At 42.0% G+C, this 16,100-nt stretch carries 16 protein-coding genes; 4 read left to right on the top strand and 12 right to left on the bottom strand.

Features of this window, described 5'->3' with window-relative positions; translation table 11 throughout:
- Positions 1-177 precede the first annotated feature (177 nt).
- On the top strand, positions 178-1,092 hold the full coding sequence (locus OW255_RS11140) for a LysR family transcriptional regulator (RefSeq protein ID WP_024835854.1): 915 nt from the start codon (positions 178-180) through the stop codon (positions 1,090-1,092).
- A gap of 51 nt (positions 1,093-1,143) precedes the next feature.
- Here the strand turns inward: OW255_RS11140 and OW255_RS11145 are convergent, their stop codons facing one another.
- Together OW255_RS11145 and OW255_RS11150 are read right to left on the bottom strand one after the other, a co-directional pair.
- Positions 1,144-1,767, bottom strand: a complete 624-nt coding sequence (locus OW255_RS11145; protein WP_024835853.1) for a DUF47 domain-containing protein — start codon at positions 1,765-1,767, stop codon at positions 1,144-1,146.
- Between the two features lie 29 nt (positions 1,768-1,796).
- A complete protein-coding gene (locus OW255_RS11150; RefSeq protein WP_024835852.1) occupies positions 1,797-2,858 on the bottom strand; it encodes an inorganic phosphate transporter in 1,062 nt (353 codons plus the stop codon).
- Between the two features lie 458 nt (positions 2,859-3,316).
- Between OW255_RS11150 and OW255_RS11155 the strand changes: the two genes are divergently transcribed.
- From OW255_RS11155 to OW255_RS11165, 3 genes are read left to right on the top strand one after another with little or no spacing between them, the layout of a single operon-like run.
- A complete protein-coding gene (locus tag OW255_RS11155) occupies positions 3,317-4,570 on the top strand; it encodes an ABC transporter substrate-binding protein (protein WP_268114140.1) in 1,254 nt (417 codons plus the stop codon).
- Positions 4,567-5,268 (top strand): GTP-binding protein, encoded by a 702-nt coding sequence (locus tag OW255_RS11160; protein WP_268114141.1) that lies wholly within the window; start codon positions 4,567-4,569, stop codon positions 5,266-5,268. The genes OW255_RS11155 and OW255_RS11160 overlap by 4 nt, the downstream gene beginning before the upstream one ends.
- The gene (locus OW255_RS11165; RefSeq protein ID WP_024835849.1) at positions 5,265-6,269 is read left to right on the top strand and encodes an ATP-binding cassette domain-containing protein; all 1,005 of its coding nucleotides are present in this window, start codon (positions 5,265-5,267) and stop codon (positions 6,267-6,269) included. The genes OW255_RS11160 and OW255_RS11165 overlap by 4 nt, the downstream gene beginning before the upstream one ends.
- Positions 6,270-6,357: 88 nt before the next feature.
- Here OW255_RS11165 and pepT read toward each other — a convergent pair whose 3' ends face one another.
- The 10 genes from pepT to OW255_RS11215 all read right to left on the bottom strand — a co-directional run bounded on the left by pepT (position 6,358) and on the right by OW255_RS11215 (position 16,077).
- Positions 6,358-7,584 (bottom strand): peptidase T, encoded by a 1,227-nt coding sequence (pepT, locus tag OW255_RS11170; RefSeq protein ID WP_268114142.1) that lies wholly within the window; start codon positions 7,582-7,584, stop codon positions 6,358-6,360.
- A gap of 175 nt (positions 7,585-7,759) precedes the next feature.
- Entirely contained in the window at positions 7,760-9,043 is a 1,284-nt protein-coding gene (hisIE, locus tag OW255_RS11175) for a bifunctional phosphoribosyl-AMP cyclohydrolase/phosphoribosyl-ATP diphosphatase HisIE (RefSeq protein WP_268114143.1), read from the bottom strand.
- A complete protein-coding gene (hisA, locus tag OW255_RS11180; RefSeq protein ID WP_024835846.1) occupies positions 9,040-9,783 on the bottom strand; it encodes a 1-(5-phosphoribosyl)-5-[(5-phosphoribosylamino)methylideneamino]imidazole-4-carboxamide isomerase in 744 nt (247 codons plus the stop codon). Before hisA ends, hisIE begins: the two co-directional genes overlap by 4 nt.
- A 12-nt stretch (positions 9,784-9,795) precedes the next feature.
- Complete coding sequence (hisB, locus tag OW255_RS11185) at positions 9,796-10,383, bottom strand: imidazoleglycerol-phosphate dehydratase HisB (protein ID WP_024835845.1); 588 nt, start codon at positions 10,381-10,383, stop codon at positions 9,796-9,798.
- Between the two features lie 21 nt (positions 10,384-10,404).
- Positions 10,405-11,706 (bottom strand): histidinol dehydrogenase, encoded by a 1,302-nt coding sequence (hisD, locus tag OW255_RS11190; RefSeq protein ID WP_268114144.1) that lies wholly within the window; start codon positions 11,704-11,706, stop codon positions 10,405-10,407.
- Complete coding sequence (hisG, locus tag OW255_RS11195) at positions 11,703-12,353, bottom strand: ATP phosphoribosyltransferase (RefSeq protein ID WP_024835843.1); 651 nt, start codon at positions 12,351-12,353, stop codon at positions 11,703-11,705. The genes hisD and hisG overlap by 4 nt, the downstream gene beginning before the upstream one ends.
- Before the next feature lie 13 nt (positions 12,354-12,366).
- A complete protein-coding gene (gene hisZ / locus OW255_RS11200) occupies positions 12,367-13,629 on the bottom strand; it encodes an ATP phosphoribosyltransferase regulatory subunit (RefSeq protein WP_268114145.1) in 1,263 nt (420 codons plus the stop codon).
- A 129-nt stretch (positions 13,630-13,758) separates the two neighbouring features.
- Complete coding sequence (locus OW255_RS11205; protein WP_024835841.1) at positions 13,759-14,292, bottom strand: Holliday junction resolvase RecU; 534 nt, start codon at positions 14,290-14,292, stop codon at positions 13,759-13,761.
- 9 nt (positions 14,293-14,301) lie between these two features.
- The gene (locus OW255_RS11210) at positions 14,302-15,264 is read right to left on the bottom strand and encodes an RluA family pseudouridine synthase (RefSeq protein WP_024835840.1); all 963 of its coding nucleotides are present in this window, start codon (positions 15,262-15,264) and stop codon (positions 14,302-14,304) included.
- A 24-nt stretch (positions 15,265-15,288) separates the two neighbouring features.
- The gene (locus tag OW255_RS11215; protein WP_268114146.1) at positions 15,289-16,077 is read right to left on the bottom strand and encodes an SDR family NAD(P)-dependent oxidoreductase; all 789 of its coding nucleotides are present in this window, start codon (positions 16,075-16,077) and stop codon (positions 15,289-15,291) included.
- Positions 16,078-16,100 lie beyond the last annotated feature (23 nt).

The following is a 16,100-nucleotide window of genomic DNA, read 5'->3' on the forward strand; positions in this document are numbered from 1 at the left end:
CTTGGCCCTATTCTAAAATGTCAGCACAAATTAGTAAAATTGTATTTTCCTTCTGGTGATTCTGTATTATAATATGATCAATGACAAAATATCTTATAAAAAGACAATTTTTCATTATTTTATAACTACAAAAGATGCTTTATAGACCATATGAGGCAAAAGGGGGGGGCACCAATCATGATCAGATGGATCGACGATTTTTTGGCATTGGCGGAGCACAAGAGTTTTTCTACAGCAGCTGATAGTATTTATATCTCACAATCAGCGTTATCAAAGCATATTAAAGCGATCGAAAATGAACTTGGTGTAGTATTGTTTGTAAGAAGCAACACAAAGGCAGAGCTAACGGAAGCGGGAAAAATATATTTAGAATACGCTCTTAACATACGGAATTTTTCCCATGAACTCCGGCTCAAACTAAATAAGTTTGGTATCTCTCCATGTATTTACCGCTTAAACATTGGGACAATCCCATGCTTGGCAGAAAGCGGAATCATGGAGCCGCTTCTGGATTTTCAAGAAACATACACCAACTATTCCGTTCAGATCTCGGAATCAGATCAAAGCTACCTGATGAAACAGCTTACACAAAAGGAAATTGACGCTGCGATCTGCCGTACTGATTTATTGCCGGATAAAGGATATGACATCGTACCTCTTGTAACAGATGAGATGGTCCTCATTTGCAATAAGGATACATTTCCCTTTGAACAGGGAAGTGAAATCGATCTGGCTGGTTTTAAACCGGATCACGTATATACCATCTCTAAGAATTCAGATATCTATAGATTAGCTAAAATGCAGTTAGATCAAATTGGATATAAAAAAGAAATATCAGGTACCGTTCCAAGACATATGATGATTTTTCCCATCCTGATTCAAAAGGGAGGCTGCGCCTTGCTGCCAAAGCAGTTGGCTAATCTCTATATGTTTCCCCAGCTTACATACTATCGGATCAGAGGTGCGGTCAAAACAGGCATTGGACTTGTGAAGTTGTCTGCTAACGACGATAATCCCCAGTTATATGAAAAAACAAATGTATTACTGGATTTCTTTAAACAGATGAAAGAGAATAAGAAAGTAATGATGTGATATCAAAAAAACCTTGATTTTCTTTCTATAAAGAAACCAAGGTTTTTTTGATTAAGTATTTTTAACAATGACGCACTCAACAACATCTGCAGCGTGTTCACAAGTGTCGCAGCATTTTTCCAGCTGCTTGTAAACTTCTGACCAGGCGATAACTTCCAGAGGATCGCCGCCCTTTGTGTAAAGGTTACGGAACGCTTTGATGTATAAATCATCGCCGAGCTCTTCTAAATGGTTGATCTCAACAATGTCCTTTAAGATAGTATCTGATTTACGGAAGTTTGAGAATTCTACCACTAAACTGTTCACTTTTTCACAACACTGTCCAACGACTTTAAGCATTTCCATCGCTTCTGGTGTAATGGATTTGATATTATACATGTAGATTTTAATCAGGATATCTTCTATATTATCTGTAATATCATCAAGCTCTCTTCCAAGGGCAATGATATCATCTCTCTCAATTGGAGTAACAAAATCCTTTGCAACTCTCTTCATAAGCTCATGGGTATGACGGTCTCCTTCTGATTCAAGCTCGTGAAGATTGTCAAGCTGTTCCGGCAGCTTGTCCAGATCAAAATTACTCAGTATCTCTGTCAGCATCTTATGAGTCTTTAACGCAACCTCTGACATTTTGACAAACAGCGTAAAATACTCATTGTCACTTCTTTTTGCCATTCCTTTATCTCCCTTCAGAATAACTCACTTTAAAAAATACGCAAAAACAGATGGGTCATCAAAAATCCAACCAATCCACAACCCGGAAACGTAAGAATCCATGCAAGTGCCATCTCTCTTGCAACTCCCCAGTTTACAGCACTGATACGCTTTGAAGCGCCTACTCCCATCATTGCTGTCGTTTTTGTATGGGTGGTACTAACCGGCATTCCGGTCAGAGTGGAAACCATCAAACAGGCAGCCGCCGCAATATCGGCAGAAAATCCCTGATATTTTTCCAATTTAACCATACTCATACCTACTGTTTTGATGATGCGCATACCACCAATGGAGGTTCCAAGTCCCATAACTGCGGCACAAAGAACCATGAGCCAGAAAGGCACTGCAAAGGTACTTTCACCACCATTTCCTCTAGCAAGAAATGTACCCAGCAAAAATACACTCATGAACTTCTGTCCATCCTGTGCTCCGTGCATAAATGCCATGGCCGCAGCACCAGCAATCTGAGCCCCTTTAAAAAATGGCTGAGCAGCTCCTCTGTCTACGTTCCGGCATAAGCGTTCCGTCAGCTTTGTCATGATCCATCCAAGGCTAAAGCCTAATACTGCAGATGCCACCAGTCCGTACAATACTTTCACCCATTCACTTCCGTTTACGCCGGAAAGGCTTCCGTGAAGAGCAATGGCTGAACCGCTAAGACCTGCAATCAGTGCATGACTTTCGCTTGTAGGAATACCAAACTTCCAGGCAAGAACTGCCCAAAGTACGATAGCTGCCAATGCTGCACAAAGTGCGGTCAGCGCATCACCGGCCTGGTTTGCTCCCTGCCCGAAATCTACCATATTATAAATGGTCATGGCAACGGTAGCATTAAAAGAGGTCATAATCAAAATCCCGGCAAAATTCATTATTGCCGCCATTAAAATCGCCGTTCTTGGCCTCATAGAACGGGTGGATATGCATGTCGCTATCGCGTTCGGTGCATCAGTCCAGCCATTAACAAGTATAACACCTAATGTCAGAACAGATACGATAAGGAGTGGCAGATTTTTTGTCAGCTCCACTAAAAACTCACCTAAGGTAACACCCAAGCAATCACCTCCAAATTTTTTGCCGCAAAAGTAAATACTAAATAATCAGCGGTCAACAATATTCTTTGTGGCGTGCCATTTTAACACAAAATTAGCATTCATTTTACAAAAAAATGACAAACCTTAGTAAGTATAGCATAAACCTTAAAACAACACAATCCTTTTTCCGCGCCACAAAGACAGATATTTTTAAGGTTTTTAATGAGAAATATTTAGAATTCCAGATTTTTCGAGGCTTTCACTTAAAAAAATAATAAGAAAATCTACAATAATTTTATCAAAGTATGGTATCATTTTAGTTACATGCCTCCAATGAGGTCTCATAATAATTTATATCAATAATGTTTTGGTACTTGGTTGTATCTACAACAAACAAAGAGGAAATGTTATGGTATGATAGTACCTACGAAAGATAGTTTGAAAAACATTTACTTATTACCATCAGAAAGGAAGAAACTATGTCAAATCATTTAAAAGTAACTGATACTATATATGATATAACAGAAAAATACCCGGAGACAATCAACTTCTTTGTGGCTAACGGCTTTGATAAAATGAGCAATCCCATCATGCGAAACACCATTGGTAAGACAGTCACACTGGAAATGGCTCTTTCCATGAGAAAGATGAATGCGGAGGCATTCCTTGCAAAACTTGACGAAGTCATCCATCAGGCACTTCCGGATGCGGGCACAGGACTTGCTCCTATGGTAAAGGAAGATGGCGGTGATATCAGAATTGAAGGAGTCCTTCCCTGTCCCATCCGCCTTCCGCTGATGGAAAAATTCGAATCCTGGCTCAGTGAGCAGTCCGATAAGCTTGGCTATAAAGTGGATTATAATTTGAAATCTGCCAATTTAGGCCTGGATGATGTAAAAGAACGTGTGATTGCTGCAAATGGCAATGCAGATGCACTTTCTGATCTGTATTTATCCGCAGGCTTTGATCTTTTCTTTGATAAGGAAATGATGGGCCGTTACCGGGAAGCTGGAGAATTTGAAGATATCTCCGGTCTGGATCATATTAATCCTGATTTTGATAACGAAAAGATATCCTTAAAGGACCCAAAGGGCCAGTACGCGATTATTGGCGTGGTTCCAGCTATCTTCATGGTAAATACCAATGTTCTTGGAGATCGTCCTATGCCTGAAAGCTGGGCGGATTTAATGAAGCCTGAATTTGAAAACAGCATCAGCCTTCCCATGAAGGATCTTGATATGTTCAATGCATTCTTACTCCATATCTACCGCTACTACGGAGAAGAAGGCGTAGAAAAAATGGGAAAGGCACTTCTGCGCAGCATGCATCCTGCTCAGATGGTGAAAGCACATCTTGCAAAGGGAGAGGGTAAAGTTCCAACCATTACGGTTACCCCTTACTTTTTTGCCAGCATGGCTGATGGAAAAGGACCAATGCGTCCTGTATGGCCAAAAGACGGCGCTATTTTAAGCCCAATCTTCCTTCTGGCGAGAGCTAAGAATAAGGATAAGGTGAAGCCTTTCGTAGACCTTCTTTATTCTAAAGAGATCGGCGAGATCCTTTCCTCCAACGGAAAATTCCCATCTACCAATCCTCTGGTTGAAAATAATCTAAAAGAAGACCAGAATTTCATGTGGCTTGGCTGGGACTTTATCCACAATCATGATATCGGCGAACTGATAAAGAACATAGAGCAGAAATTTTATCAGGCGGCAGAAAAGGAGATTTTATGAATCTGATTATATTTTCAGGTCCCCCTTCTTCCGGGAAGACCTCCATTATATTAAAGGTCATTGCTTCTTATAATAGAAGAAACATTAAAGTCGGTGTGGTGAAATTCGACTGTTTGTATACCGATGACGATGCTGCCTATGAAAAAGCAGGCATCCCCGTAAAAAAGGGATTATCCGGCGCTTTATGTCCCGATCATTTCTTTGCCTCTAACATTGAAGAAGTGGTCAGCTGGGGCAATCAGGAGAAACTAGATCTCCTGATTACAGAATCAGCAGGGCTGTGCAACCGCTGTTCTCCTTACTTAAAGGACATTAAGGGCGTTTGCGTCATCGATAACCTATCCGGTATCAATACTCCGAAAAAAATTGGCCCCATGTTAAAGTCCGCAGATTTTGTAGTCATCACCAAGGGAGATATTGTATCCCAGGCAGAACGCGAAGTTTTTGCTTCCTGTGTAAGCTCCGTCAATCCCCGTGCTGTTACCATGCATGTAAATGGCCTGACCGGACAGGGTGCTTATGAACTTGGCAGCTTATTATACGATGAAGACCAGGATATAAAATCGGTTCAGGGAATGAAGCTTCGGTTTCCTATGCCATCTGCGCTCTGCTCCTACTGTCTTGGCGAGACCAGGATCGGAGAAGCTTATCAGATGGGTAATATTAAAAAAATGGATTTGGGGGCTGATAAGAAATGACAAACTGGACAATTTCAAGGATATTAGAAGAATACCCATACTCTATGTCTTACTTTGAGCAGAATAAATTAGATATCACAGGTTTTGAGAATCAGACACTGGAAGAATATTTGGATCATTTTTCCGAAGTGGAATTAGAAGATCAGGCCATTGATAAAGAAAAGGTCTTATCCGATCTTCCGGTATATATCGAACAGATGCAGGCGTTTCTTGGTATTGAAAAGAAGAACCAGGTACTCTCTCTGACCATTCTTGCGGGACATGATAAGTCAGGAGTGACAGAAGGCTTTGAGGAGCTGACCATTCACACCTCTCAGATTATCTCTATTGTAGGCCCTACCGGTTCCGGGAAAAGCCGCCTTCTTGCAGATATCGAGTGGGCAGCGCAAAATGATACACCTACCGGCCGGAGCATCCGCATCAACGGAGATGTACCGGATAATAAGTGGCGTTTTTCCTCCAACAACCGATTGGTCGCTCAGCTCTCTCAGAACATGAATTTTGTTATGGATTTAACGGTTCAAGATTTCTTAAATATGCATGCAGTCAGCCGTCTGGTGGAGGATCCACAGTCAGTGATCAATGAAATTATAAAAGCGGCCAATAATCTGGCTGGCGAGAAGTTTGATCTGACCACGCCCGTAACCAGCTTAAGCGGAGGTCAGTCAAGAGCTCTTATGATTGCAGATACTGCTATTTTAAGCTCCTCTCCCATTGTCCTGATTGATGAAATTGAAAATGCAGGAATTGACCGAAAAAAAGCCCTGGAGCTGTTGGTCACTTCAGACAAAATCGTCTTGATGGCGACCCACGACCCATTGCTTGCACTTATGGCAGATAAGAGAATTGTCATTAAAAACGGTGGAATCAGCAAAGTCATTCATACCAGTGACGAAGAAAAAGAGCTGTTAAAGGAACTGGAAAAGATGGATACCCTCATTCAGCATGCAAGACAGGAACTTAGAAAAGGAAGCAATTTAACTTCTGATCTATTAGGATAATCGAAGAAATAAAAAAGAGCTGTTGGTAAGGCAAAGAAACTATTCTTTTAGCCGTCCAACAGCTCTTTTATTTGAAACAGTAAAAAGCTTACCGCTCTGTAAATTTCTCAACAATCTTTAACAATAACTCTACTACCTTCTCCATGGACTGAACCGGAATAAATTCAAATTTACCATGATAGTTGTAACCACCAGTACAGATATTAGGACAAGGAAGTCCTTCATAAGAAAGACGGGCCCCATCGGTTCCTCCTCTGATTGGTGTTACCAAAGGTTCAATTTCCAGTTCCTCCATGGCTGCTTTCGCAATGTCGATGAGGTACATATGTGGCTCGATTTTTTCTTTCATGTTAAAATAACTGTCTCTTAACAACACCTCGACAGTGCCTGCTCCATAGCGGCTGTTCAAATACTCCTCCACTCTGCGGATGAACTGTTTTTTCTCTTCGAACTTTTCTTTGCTGTGGTCACGGATAATATAATCCATGGCTGCTTCCTCAACGCTTCCCTCCATGGAATCCAGGTGGAAAAAGCCTTCGTAGCCATCTGTATACATAGGATTGTCAAAGGCAGGAAGCATGTTATGGAATTCCATAGCCATTAATAGCGCATTCTTCATCTTTCCTTTGGAAGAGCCTGGATGAATGCTTGTACCATGAATCTTCACCTTAGCAGAGGCTGCATTGAAATTCTCATATTCCAATTCTCCCAGACCACCGCCGTCAACGGTATAGGCAACCTCCGCACCAAATCCCTTGACATCAAAGAAATCAGCTCCTCTTCCAACCTCTTCATCTGGAGTAAAGCCAATACGGATTTTTCCGTGAGGAATTTCAGGATGAGATAACAGGAATTCTGCCATCGTCATAATCTCTGCTACTCCGGCTTTATCATCAGCTCCTAAAAGGGTGGTGCCATCCGTTGTAACAATATCCTGACCTTTATATTTTAATAAATATGGAAAATCACTTACCTTCATGGTGAGTCCTGTTTCCTGATTCAGCAAAATATCATTTCCGTCGTAATTTTTTACAATCTGTGGTTTTACTCCTGCTCCTGAAAATGCCGGAGAGGTATCCATATGAGAAACAAATCCCAGAACTGGTACGGGCTTATCTGTGGTTGCAGGAATCGTTGCGTAAACATAGCCATGATCATCCACGATCACATCTTCTGCCTTCATGGCCCGAAGTTCTAAGGCCAGTTCCTGTGCCAGCACCTTTTGTTTTTCTGTACTTGGAACCGCCTCCACTCCATCTTTTGACTGGGTATCATAGGATATATACTTTAAAAAATGATTTAGTACTTCTGACATAATAATCGCCTCTTTTTCATGATTTTAGTTTTAATAGCTTTCCCTTATCCCAATTGGTTTATTATACCATAGTGATATTATACTGTCTACGCTGTGGTATCCACAAAATTTCAAGTACACAAAAAGGGCATCTAACATAAGCTTTAAAAGCTATGTATAAGATACCCTTAATTATCTAACGATTAGCCAGTTCCCTGGTTATGTCTTCCCAGGTAACACCTTTTTGAGCCATTAGAACCATCATATGATAAAGAAAATCTGAAATTTCGTATTTTACCTCTTCCGGGTTAGGGTTTTTAGCAGCAATGATAATTTCTGTCGACTCTTCTCCCAGCTTTTTCAGTATTTTATCCAGTCCCTTATCAAAGAGGTAATTGGTATAGGAGCCTTCTTTGGGGTTGATTTTTCTATCGAGAATCACCTGAAAGACGTCTTCGAATACTTTAAGTGGATTGGAGTCCTTGAATTCTTTTTTAATCAGGCTCTGGTGGAAACAGCTTTGCTCTCCTGTATGGCAGGCAGCCCCGATCTGATTGACTTTTGCAAGCAGCGTATCATTATCACAATCAAGAGATAAAGCCTTTACATATTGGAAATGGCCGGAAGTCTCTCCTTTTTTCCAGAGACTTTGACGGCTGCGGCTATAATATGTCATACAGCCGGATTTTAATGTTTCCTTAAAGGCTTCCTCATTCATATATGCCAGCATGAGAACTTCTCCTGTGCGGTATTCCTGAACTACCACCGGAATCAGGCCATCGGAATTTAACTTAAACTGGGAAAAATCCACGCTGCTTTCAAAGGTATCTACTCCAATGCCCTGGGACTTTAATTCCTGTTTTAAATCCATGAATACGGAATCTTCTAACAGACAGGCGATAAAGCCATCCACCAGATCCAGCTTTAAGGAATCTGAAAGCATATTTTCATCAGAACCAGTCAGCAGAAAATGTTCCTCACAAGAGGAAATTGCGAAAAGAATCTCTTCTGTAATGTCTGGATTACCAAGTATCATGACCGAGGCTCCAAGCTGAGCATATTCCCTGGTTCGGTTAAGATAGGAGGAATCTGGTAAATAAGCATAGATTTTATCGTCTCCAAACCGGTCGGCGGCTTCTTTCATAAGATCCACATTATCATCATCCCCAGCATCCAGAAATGCTGCTTTTGATCCTGCATAAAGATATTTTTTTACATCTTCCAGCCGCCTTACTCTGCCTCCGGCAATGACAGGGATATCCGAAAGCCTGACGATCTCTTTGATAAGACCAATGGTTTTTTCATGGTCTTCTTCCGTATCCGATAAATCATAAATAAATAGTTCATCTGCCCCGCTGTCTCCAAAATAACGGGCCAAAGAAAGCAGGTCTTCCTTATAACAGACCTGTAAATCATCAAGCCTGCACGCCTTGCCCTGCCGTATGCCAAAACCTGCAATCAGTTTTTTGCATTCCATCAACTTTTCCTCCCCTGATGGTCCTGTCCTTCAAAAGCAACAATAGCTTCTTTTAAATCAATTCTGTTCTCATACAGAGCTTTTCCGATAATTGCACCACATATGCCTGCATGGTATAGTTCCTCTAAATCTTCCATGGAAGACATTCCACCGGAAGCGATAATGTCAAGACCTGTTTCTTCCGTCAATTTCCTGGTGTATTCCACATTAGGACCTGACAGCATTCCATCTCTGGCGATATCTGTATACACCACATGACGAATTCCGTATTCTTTCATTTGGTTTGCAAGCTGGGATGCGGAAAGATTGCTGATTTTCTCCCAGCCTTCTACAGCAACCATGCCATTTTTTGCATCGATTCCTGCTACAATACGCTCCTGTCCAAATTTATTCACCATTTGCCGAATAAATTCCGGATTTTCTGCAGCTTTTGTTCCGATAATGACACGGCTTACCCCAAGAGACAGAATAAACTCAATATCTTCTTCCTTTCGGATGCCGCCGCCCATCTGAACAGGGATAGAAACTTCCGCCGCAATCTTCTTCACAACCTCTTTGTTCACTGAATGACCAGCCAGAGCACCGTCTAAGTCCACCAGATGGAGAAAGGTAGCTCCCTTTGACTGCCATTTCGCAGCAATCTCTTCTGGTCTGTCAGAATATACTGTTATATCCTTAAATTCGCCCTGTCTTAAGCGGACGCACTGCCCGTTTTTTAAATCAATCGCTGGATAAAGCTGCATACGAATTCTCCTTTATAATGTCCCTTTCGTAGATAACACTCCACGAATCCTGTCATCTATCATGGTAGCCTCATCAAGTGCCTTTGCAAATGCTTTAAAGATTCCTTCGATGATATGGTGATTGTTTTCTCCTGCCAGTTTTCTGATATGCAGATTCATCTCGCTGGCATAGGAAACCGCATAGAAGAACTCTTTTACCATCTCAGTCTCAAAATCTCCTACCCGTTCTGATGTAAATGGAACGTCAAAGCTGAAATAAGGTCTTCCGGATAAATCAATGGCACAAAGAATCAGGGTCTCGTCCATGGGAAGAATCATGCTTCCGTAGCGTTTGATGGACTTTTTATCACCAAGGGCTTTTTTAATTGCATTTCCCAGTACAATTCCAGTATCTTCTACCGTATGATGAGTATCTACTTCCAGATCTCCATCTACAGAAAGATTTAAATCAAAAAAACCATGACGGGTAAAACTGTTCAGCATATGATTAAAAAAGCCTATGCCTGTGTTTATCACTGCCTCTCCCTGTCCATCCAGATTAAGACACATGTGAATGTTTGTTTCCGCTGTCACTCGTTCAATCTCACAACTTCGTCCCACGTTCCTGATTCCTCCCCTGCGTTATGATTCCTCTTCCTCAAACCGGACCTTCACCGAATTGGCATGAGCGGTTAAATATTCTGCATTTGCAAAAGCCTCAATATCCTGGTGAACCTCATATAAGGCTTCTTTGGAATAATAAACAATGCTTGACTTTTTCACAAAATCATCCACGCTTAAAGCAGAGAAGAAACGGGCAGTCCCATTGGTGGGAAGCACGTGGTTAGGACCTGCAAAATAATCACCCAGGGGCTCTGAACTGTATTCTCCGATGAAGATAGCTCCTGCATGTCGGATCTTTGTCATATCCTCAAACGGATTCTTTGTCACGATTTCCAAATGCTCCGGTGCAATTTCATTGACGGTCTCAATGGCTTCCTTCATAGAATCTGCTACCAGAATATAGCCGTATTGATCCAGGGATTTACGAATAATTTCAGTTCGGGAAAGCTGGTTTGTAAACCGCTCTGCCTCCTCTGATACCTTTTGGGCCAGTTCCATGCTGGTGGTTACTAAAATAGAAGAAGCCAGCTCATCATGCTCTGCCTGAGAAAGAAGATCCGCTGCAACAAAACGGGGATTGGCACTCTCGTCTGCAAGGACCAGAATCTCACTTGGTCCTGCAATGCTGTCAATGCTCACATGACCGTAGACTGCCTTTTTTGCCAGGGCAACAAAGATATTGCCAGGGCCTACAATTTTATCCACCCGTGGAATGGATTCTGTACCAAATGCCAGGGCTGCGATTGCCTGGGCCCCTCCCACTTTATATACTTCAGTGACTCCTGAAAGACGGGCAGCGGTCAAGGTAACTGGATTGACCTTTCCATCCCTTCCCGGAGGAGTCACCATGACGATGCGATCCACTCCAGCCACTTTTGCAGGAATGATGTTCATTAAAACAGAAGAAGGATAAGCGGCCTTCCCGCCTGGAACGTATACACCGGCACTTTCCAGCGCAGTGACCTTTTGACCCAGAATGGTACCGTTTGGCTTGCTGTCAAACCAACTGTATTGTTTCTGTTTTTCGTGAAATTCCTGAATGTTTTTCAGGGATTTCTTCATTACCTCCAAAAGCTCTGGTTTTACTTCCTTTAGCGCTTCCTCCATCTCCTCTTCTGTTACTCTGATGTTGGAAAGATCGATATCCGCATGATCAAATTCTCTGGTATATGCGAAAACGGCCTTGTCCCGGTCCCTTTTTACCGTATCAATGATGTTCTGGACTGCATCTGCATACGTACCATATTGATTGGGATCCCGTTTTAAGAGATCTGCGAGAATGTTTTTTCTGGATGTTTCATCTAATCTTACGATTCTCATTGGTTTTCCTCCTGCAGTAAGGTGCGAAGATCACGGATCAGCTTTGTGATCCTGTCATTTTCCCGTTTTAAGCTTACCTGATTTACCACCATTCGGGCTGATAGGGGACAAATTTCCTCTAATACTGTAAGACCATTTTCCTTTAAGGTTGCTCCTGTTTCCACAATATCTACAATGACCTCGGAAAGTCCAACAATAGGAGCCAGCTCAATGGAACCATTCAACTTAATGATTTCCACCGTCTGGTGCTTCTTGTTGTAAAAATAGTCCTTGGCAATGGCTGGATATTTGGTTGCTACCCGGATTCTTTCGTGATGCTTTAAAAGCTCTCTGGCTGACTCGGGACCACAGACGCACATGCGGCAGCTTCCCATGCCAAGATCCATCACTTCGTAAAGCTTACGACCTTCTTCCAATATGGTATCCTTGCCCACCACGCCGATATCCGCCGCACCGTATTCCACATAGGTGGGAACATCGCTGGCTTTTGCAAGGAAGAATCTGATGCCTAATTCCTCATTCACAAAGATCAATTTTCTGGAGTCTTTATCCTTCATCTCTTCACAGGTAATACCTATTTTTTCAAACATGGAGAGGGATTTGCTGGCCAGACGCCCTTTTGCCAGGGCAAAGGTTAGATATCTCATACATTCCCTCCCGTCATTTTAAATATTCTGAAAGCGGTATTTCATCTTCTCTTCCAAGAGACAGATTTTTAATGGTAACAGCAATTCCCCGGGAATCCAGATACAAGAGATTGGTAAGCTCTCTGCGAAGGGCATAGGCTTCATAATCTTCCATGGAGCGTTTTCCAACCCTTGACTGAAGCTGGACCGACAAACCAGTGCTTCTAAAATGATCTGCCAACAAAATGGCCTGTTCCCTGGATTCCTGTTCATAAAGGATCATGGTATTGGTCACAGGAATCTCTGTTTTGATCTTTTGTCTGGATAAAGCTAAAAGCAGCTCATCCACAGAGATTCCAAATCCCACGGCAGGAGAATCTTTGCCAAACTGCTCTAAAAGCTTATCATATCTTCCGCCATTTACGATATAATCGCCGGTTCCATAGGAGTATGCCTTAAAGATAATCCCTGTATAATACTGATACTGGCTCAGCATTCCAAGATCATAGGAAACGTAATCAGAAAGCCCGTAAAAGGAAAGGATTTCATTTACCTCTTCCAGACGTTCAATGGCTTTTAAAGCTCTTTTATTACTCGTTAGTTCTTTGGCTGCCTTAATCTGATCCAGGGAGCCAAAAAGCTCCGGAAGCTTTAAGAACACCTGTTTTAATTCATTGGATATAGGCTGAGAGTTAACAAGCTCCTCCACACCAAAGTAATTTTTATTTTCAATCAGCTCTCTTAGACGCTCTTCCTGCTCCTCATCCATGCCTGCTTCTTCTAAAAGCCCTTTAAAGAAATCCACTTCTCCTAATTCCACCTGGATTTCCGTAAGTCCCGCACTCATCAGTGCCCAGATTACCATAGCGAGAATCTCGCCGTCAGAGTCCGCGGAATCATCTCCGATGAGCTCTACGCCAGTCTGACTGGCTTCCTTTAGTCTGCCTTGATAGCTGGAATGATTGATAAAGGTCCGTTCCATATAACAAAGGCGGATGGGCATATCCTCATGAAGGAAATACTTTGCCGCACATCTTGCAATTGCAGGCGTCTCATCGGGCCGAAGTACAAGGGTATGATTGTCACGGTCAAAGAACTTGAACATTTCCTTGGCCTTTACACTGCCTCTTGATTCATTAAAGATGTCAAAGAATTCAAAGGTAGGAGTCTCTATATCCTGATACCCGCACAAATGAAATACCTTTAACATCTTTTCCTGTATGACTGCCTTTCTGGTACACTCTGCTCCGTATATATCCCGGACACCATCCGGAGTATGTAACAGTTTATTTGCCATATAAACCTCCTGACTGCTGAAATCAGTGAAGAAATTCTATTTCATGCATTATCCTTCGAAATCACTTTATTGTAGTAAAGTGATAATTCAATGATGTGCTGTTTATTATAGGTTACAAATCCTGACTTGTCAATCTCTTCCTGTCAAATCTTTTTGAATCATCTCCAAATAGTGGACAAGAATATCACGGCAGCTTCCAATCTTCCATGCCTTATCCACCTCTTCGTAGGTGAAGCTTTTTCTGCCGCCTTCCTCCATTCTCTTCCAGTATTCTTTTAACCGGGCAAATGGAAGATAATAAATCTCGTTTTTCTGGGTGTAGGATAAGATAATAAAGGCAATTCCTCCCTGTTGCTCAAAGGCTTCCATAAAAGCGACCTGGTGAGGATGGATATTCTGTAAGGGAAAGGTATTAGCTCCGCACTCTTTTGCATCAAAACAGATAGGAATTCCCTGTACCGCACCAATATAATCCACCGTACTTTTCTGGTCAAAATACGCCAGTGTAATATGCCGGCTTTCCTTATCGATGGAGATTGGTGTGATTGGAGTCGGTATTTTCTGAATCAATGCAAGTCCCTTTTCCCGATATCCTTCATTGCTTCTGTTAATCAGTTCTTCCAGGGTAGATCCCCTTAACCCCCTAGTTTTCCAGGTTCCCATATCTCCCTCCTATCTCCAGTCCCTGCATATCTTTGAAAATGTTTTGGGAAGAGAGGCTTTATATGATTTACCTGATAAATACTCCAAAGGCTCTCTTAGTTCAGGAAATATCACCTGATAAGAATGGAGCATCTGGGAACTAATATGGTAAAGCTTTTTTGCCTCTTCATTGACCCGGCTGTCCCCATATTTATAATCCCCCACAATGGGGTGTCCAATGGAAGACAGATGAGCCCTGATTTGATGGGTTCGCCCTGTAATCAAGGTGACCTTTAAAAGAGTATATCCTCCGAAATACTGCACCGGCTCATATTCTGTGGTTATCGGCAGACTTCCAGGTATTGATGTTTTATGAATGGTTACCTGATTGGTCTTTTCATCCTTAATTAAGAAGCCATTAATAGTCTGACGTCCGGATACCTCTCCCTTCACCACACATTGATAAAACTTGTGTATGCTTCTGTCCTTAAAGACTTCTGACATAATTTGAAGCCCGGCAAGAGATTTTCCTCCTACCACAAGACCGCTTGTATTCCGGTCAAGGCGGTTGCAGATGGAAGGGCGGAAGCTTTTTAACTGTTCTGTAGATAACTGGTCACTGGATAATAAATAATCAATGAAGTATTCCACCAGAGACTCATCTGTGTCCTTTGCTTTTTGGGAAAGCATCCCTGCAGGCTTATTTACCAGCGCAATATTATCATCTTCGTAAATAATATCTAATTTGACTTTTTTAACATCCGGTATTTTTACTTCGGAAAATTTTAAGATAGTCTCTTCCGACAGAAACAGCTTGATTTCATCTCCTGATAATAATTTTTCCGAACCGTCACATTTTTTGCCGTTTAATGTGATGTTCTTTTTTCTCATCATCTTATAAAGAAATCCTTTTCCGGCCAGATTTAGATATTTGGTCAGTAGCTTGTCAAGACGCTGGCCTGCTTCATTACTCGATACAATCAAAGACTGCATGTGATATCCTTTCTGTAATCCTCATTAGAGTCTTTCATTTTTTACCTTCATTACACCAATTGCTCGAAAAAGGCGTAATATAAAGCTGTGAGGCATTACCTTTGCAGCCAGACGGAGAGTCTTCATCGTTCCTCCGTAAACGGAAACAGGACGGCCCATCATACTTTCCCGAAGTGCCTGGCGAACCACTTTTTTAGGATCGGCCATGACTACCTTTTTGTAAGCAGGAATACGCCCTGTTGTTTCAGCAATATCAAAAAATTCTGTTCTTACAGGCCCAGGGCATACTGCCGTAACGAATATACCCCTATGATTTAATTCTTCATTCAATGCCCGGCTGTAGCTTAAAACAAATGATTTTGTAGCAGCATAAATAGCAAAGCCTGGCTGGGGTAAAAAGGAAGCAGAAGAAGAAAATTGTATGATCCGGCTGTTGGATGAAAGATATGGAATCACCATATGAGTAACAGCAATAAGTCCTCTGCAGTTTAAATCAACCATTCCCATCTCGTCGGAAAGACTCACGCTGCCCACGGTACCGATTTTACCGTAACCGGCTGCGTTGATGAGCATTTTTACCTCTGGTTTCTCTCGTTCAAGAATTTCCTGAAGTTCTCTTAAGGAGCTTTCATCTGTTAGATCTATCGAAAAGGTCCGGAGCTTTACAGGCACCAGGGGAGATAATTCCTCCATGAGCTCCTGCCTTCTGGCAATGGCCCATATTTCACCGATTCCGTTAAAACGATCGGCAATCTGCATGACAAATTCTTTACCCATACCGGAAGATGCACCGGTTACAATTGCAATCTTCATATTAATCCCTTCTTTTCCTGAAC

Source organism: Lacrimispora xylanolytica (assembly GCF_026723765.1).
GTDB lineage: Bacteria > Bacillota > Clostridia > Lachnospirales > Lachnospiraceae > Lacrimispora > Lacrimispora xylanolytica.

Coding starts and splice junctions, on each gene's coding strand:
- OW255_RS11140 (WP_024835854.1), top strand. CDS start 178: ATGATCAGATGGATCGACGATTTTTTGGCATTGGCGGAGCACAAGAGT.
- OW255_RS11145 (WP_024835853.1), bottom strand. CDS start 1,767: ATGGCAAAAAGAAGTGACAATGAGTATTTTACGCTGTTTGTCAAAATG.
- hisG (WP_024835843.1), bottom strand. CDS start 12,353: ATGAGATATCTAACCTTTGCCCTGGCAAAAGGGCGTCTGGCCAGCAAA.
- OW255_RS11205 (WP_024835841.1), bottom strand. CDS start 14,292: ATGGGAACCTGGAAAACTAGGGGGTTAAGGGGATCTACCCTGGAAGAA.
- OW255_RS11165 (WP_024835849.1), top strand. CDS start 5,265: ATGACAAACTGGACAATTTCAAGGATATTAGAAGAATACCCATACTCT.
- pepT (WP_268114142.1), bottom strand. CDS start 7,584: ATGTCAGAAGTACTAAATCATTTTTTAAAGTATATATCCTATGATACC.
- OW255_RS11215 (WP_268114146.1), bottom strand. CDS start 16,077: ATGAAGATTGCAATTGTAACCGGTGCATCTTCCGGTATGGGTAAAGAA.
- OW255_RS11155 (WP_268114140.1), top strand. CDS start 3,317: ATGTCAAATCATTTAAAAGTAACTGATACTATATATGATATAACAGAA.
- hisA (WP_024835846.1), bottom strand. CDS start 9,783: ATGCAGCTTTATCCAGCGATTGATTTAAAAAACGGGCAGTGCGTCCGC.
- hisZ (WP_268114145.1), bottom strand. CDS start 13,629: ATGGCAAATAAACTGTTACATACTCCGGATGGTGTCCGGGATATATAC.
- hisD (WP_268114144.1), bottom strand. CDS start 11,706: ATGAGAATCGTAAGATTAGATGAAACATCCAGAAAAAACATTCTCGCA.
- OW255_RS11160 (WP_268114141.1), top strand. CDS start 4,567: ATGAATCTGATTATATTTTCAGGTCCCCCTTCTTCCGGGAAGACCTCC.
- OW255_RS11210 (WP_024835840.1), bottom strand. CDS start 15,264: ATGCAGTCTTTGATTGTATCGAGTAATGAAGCAGGCCAGCGTCTTGAC.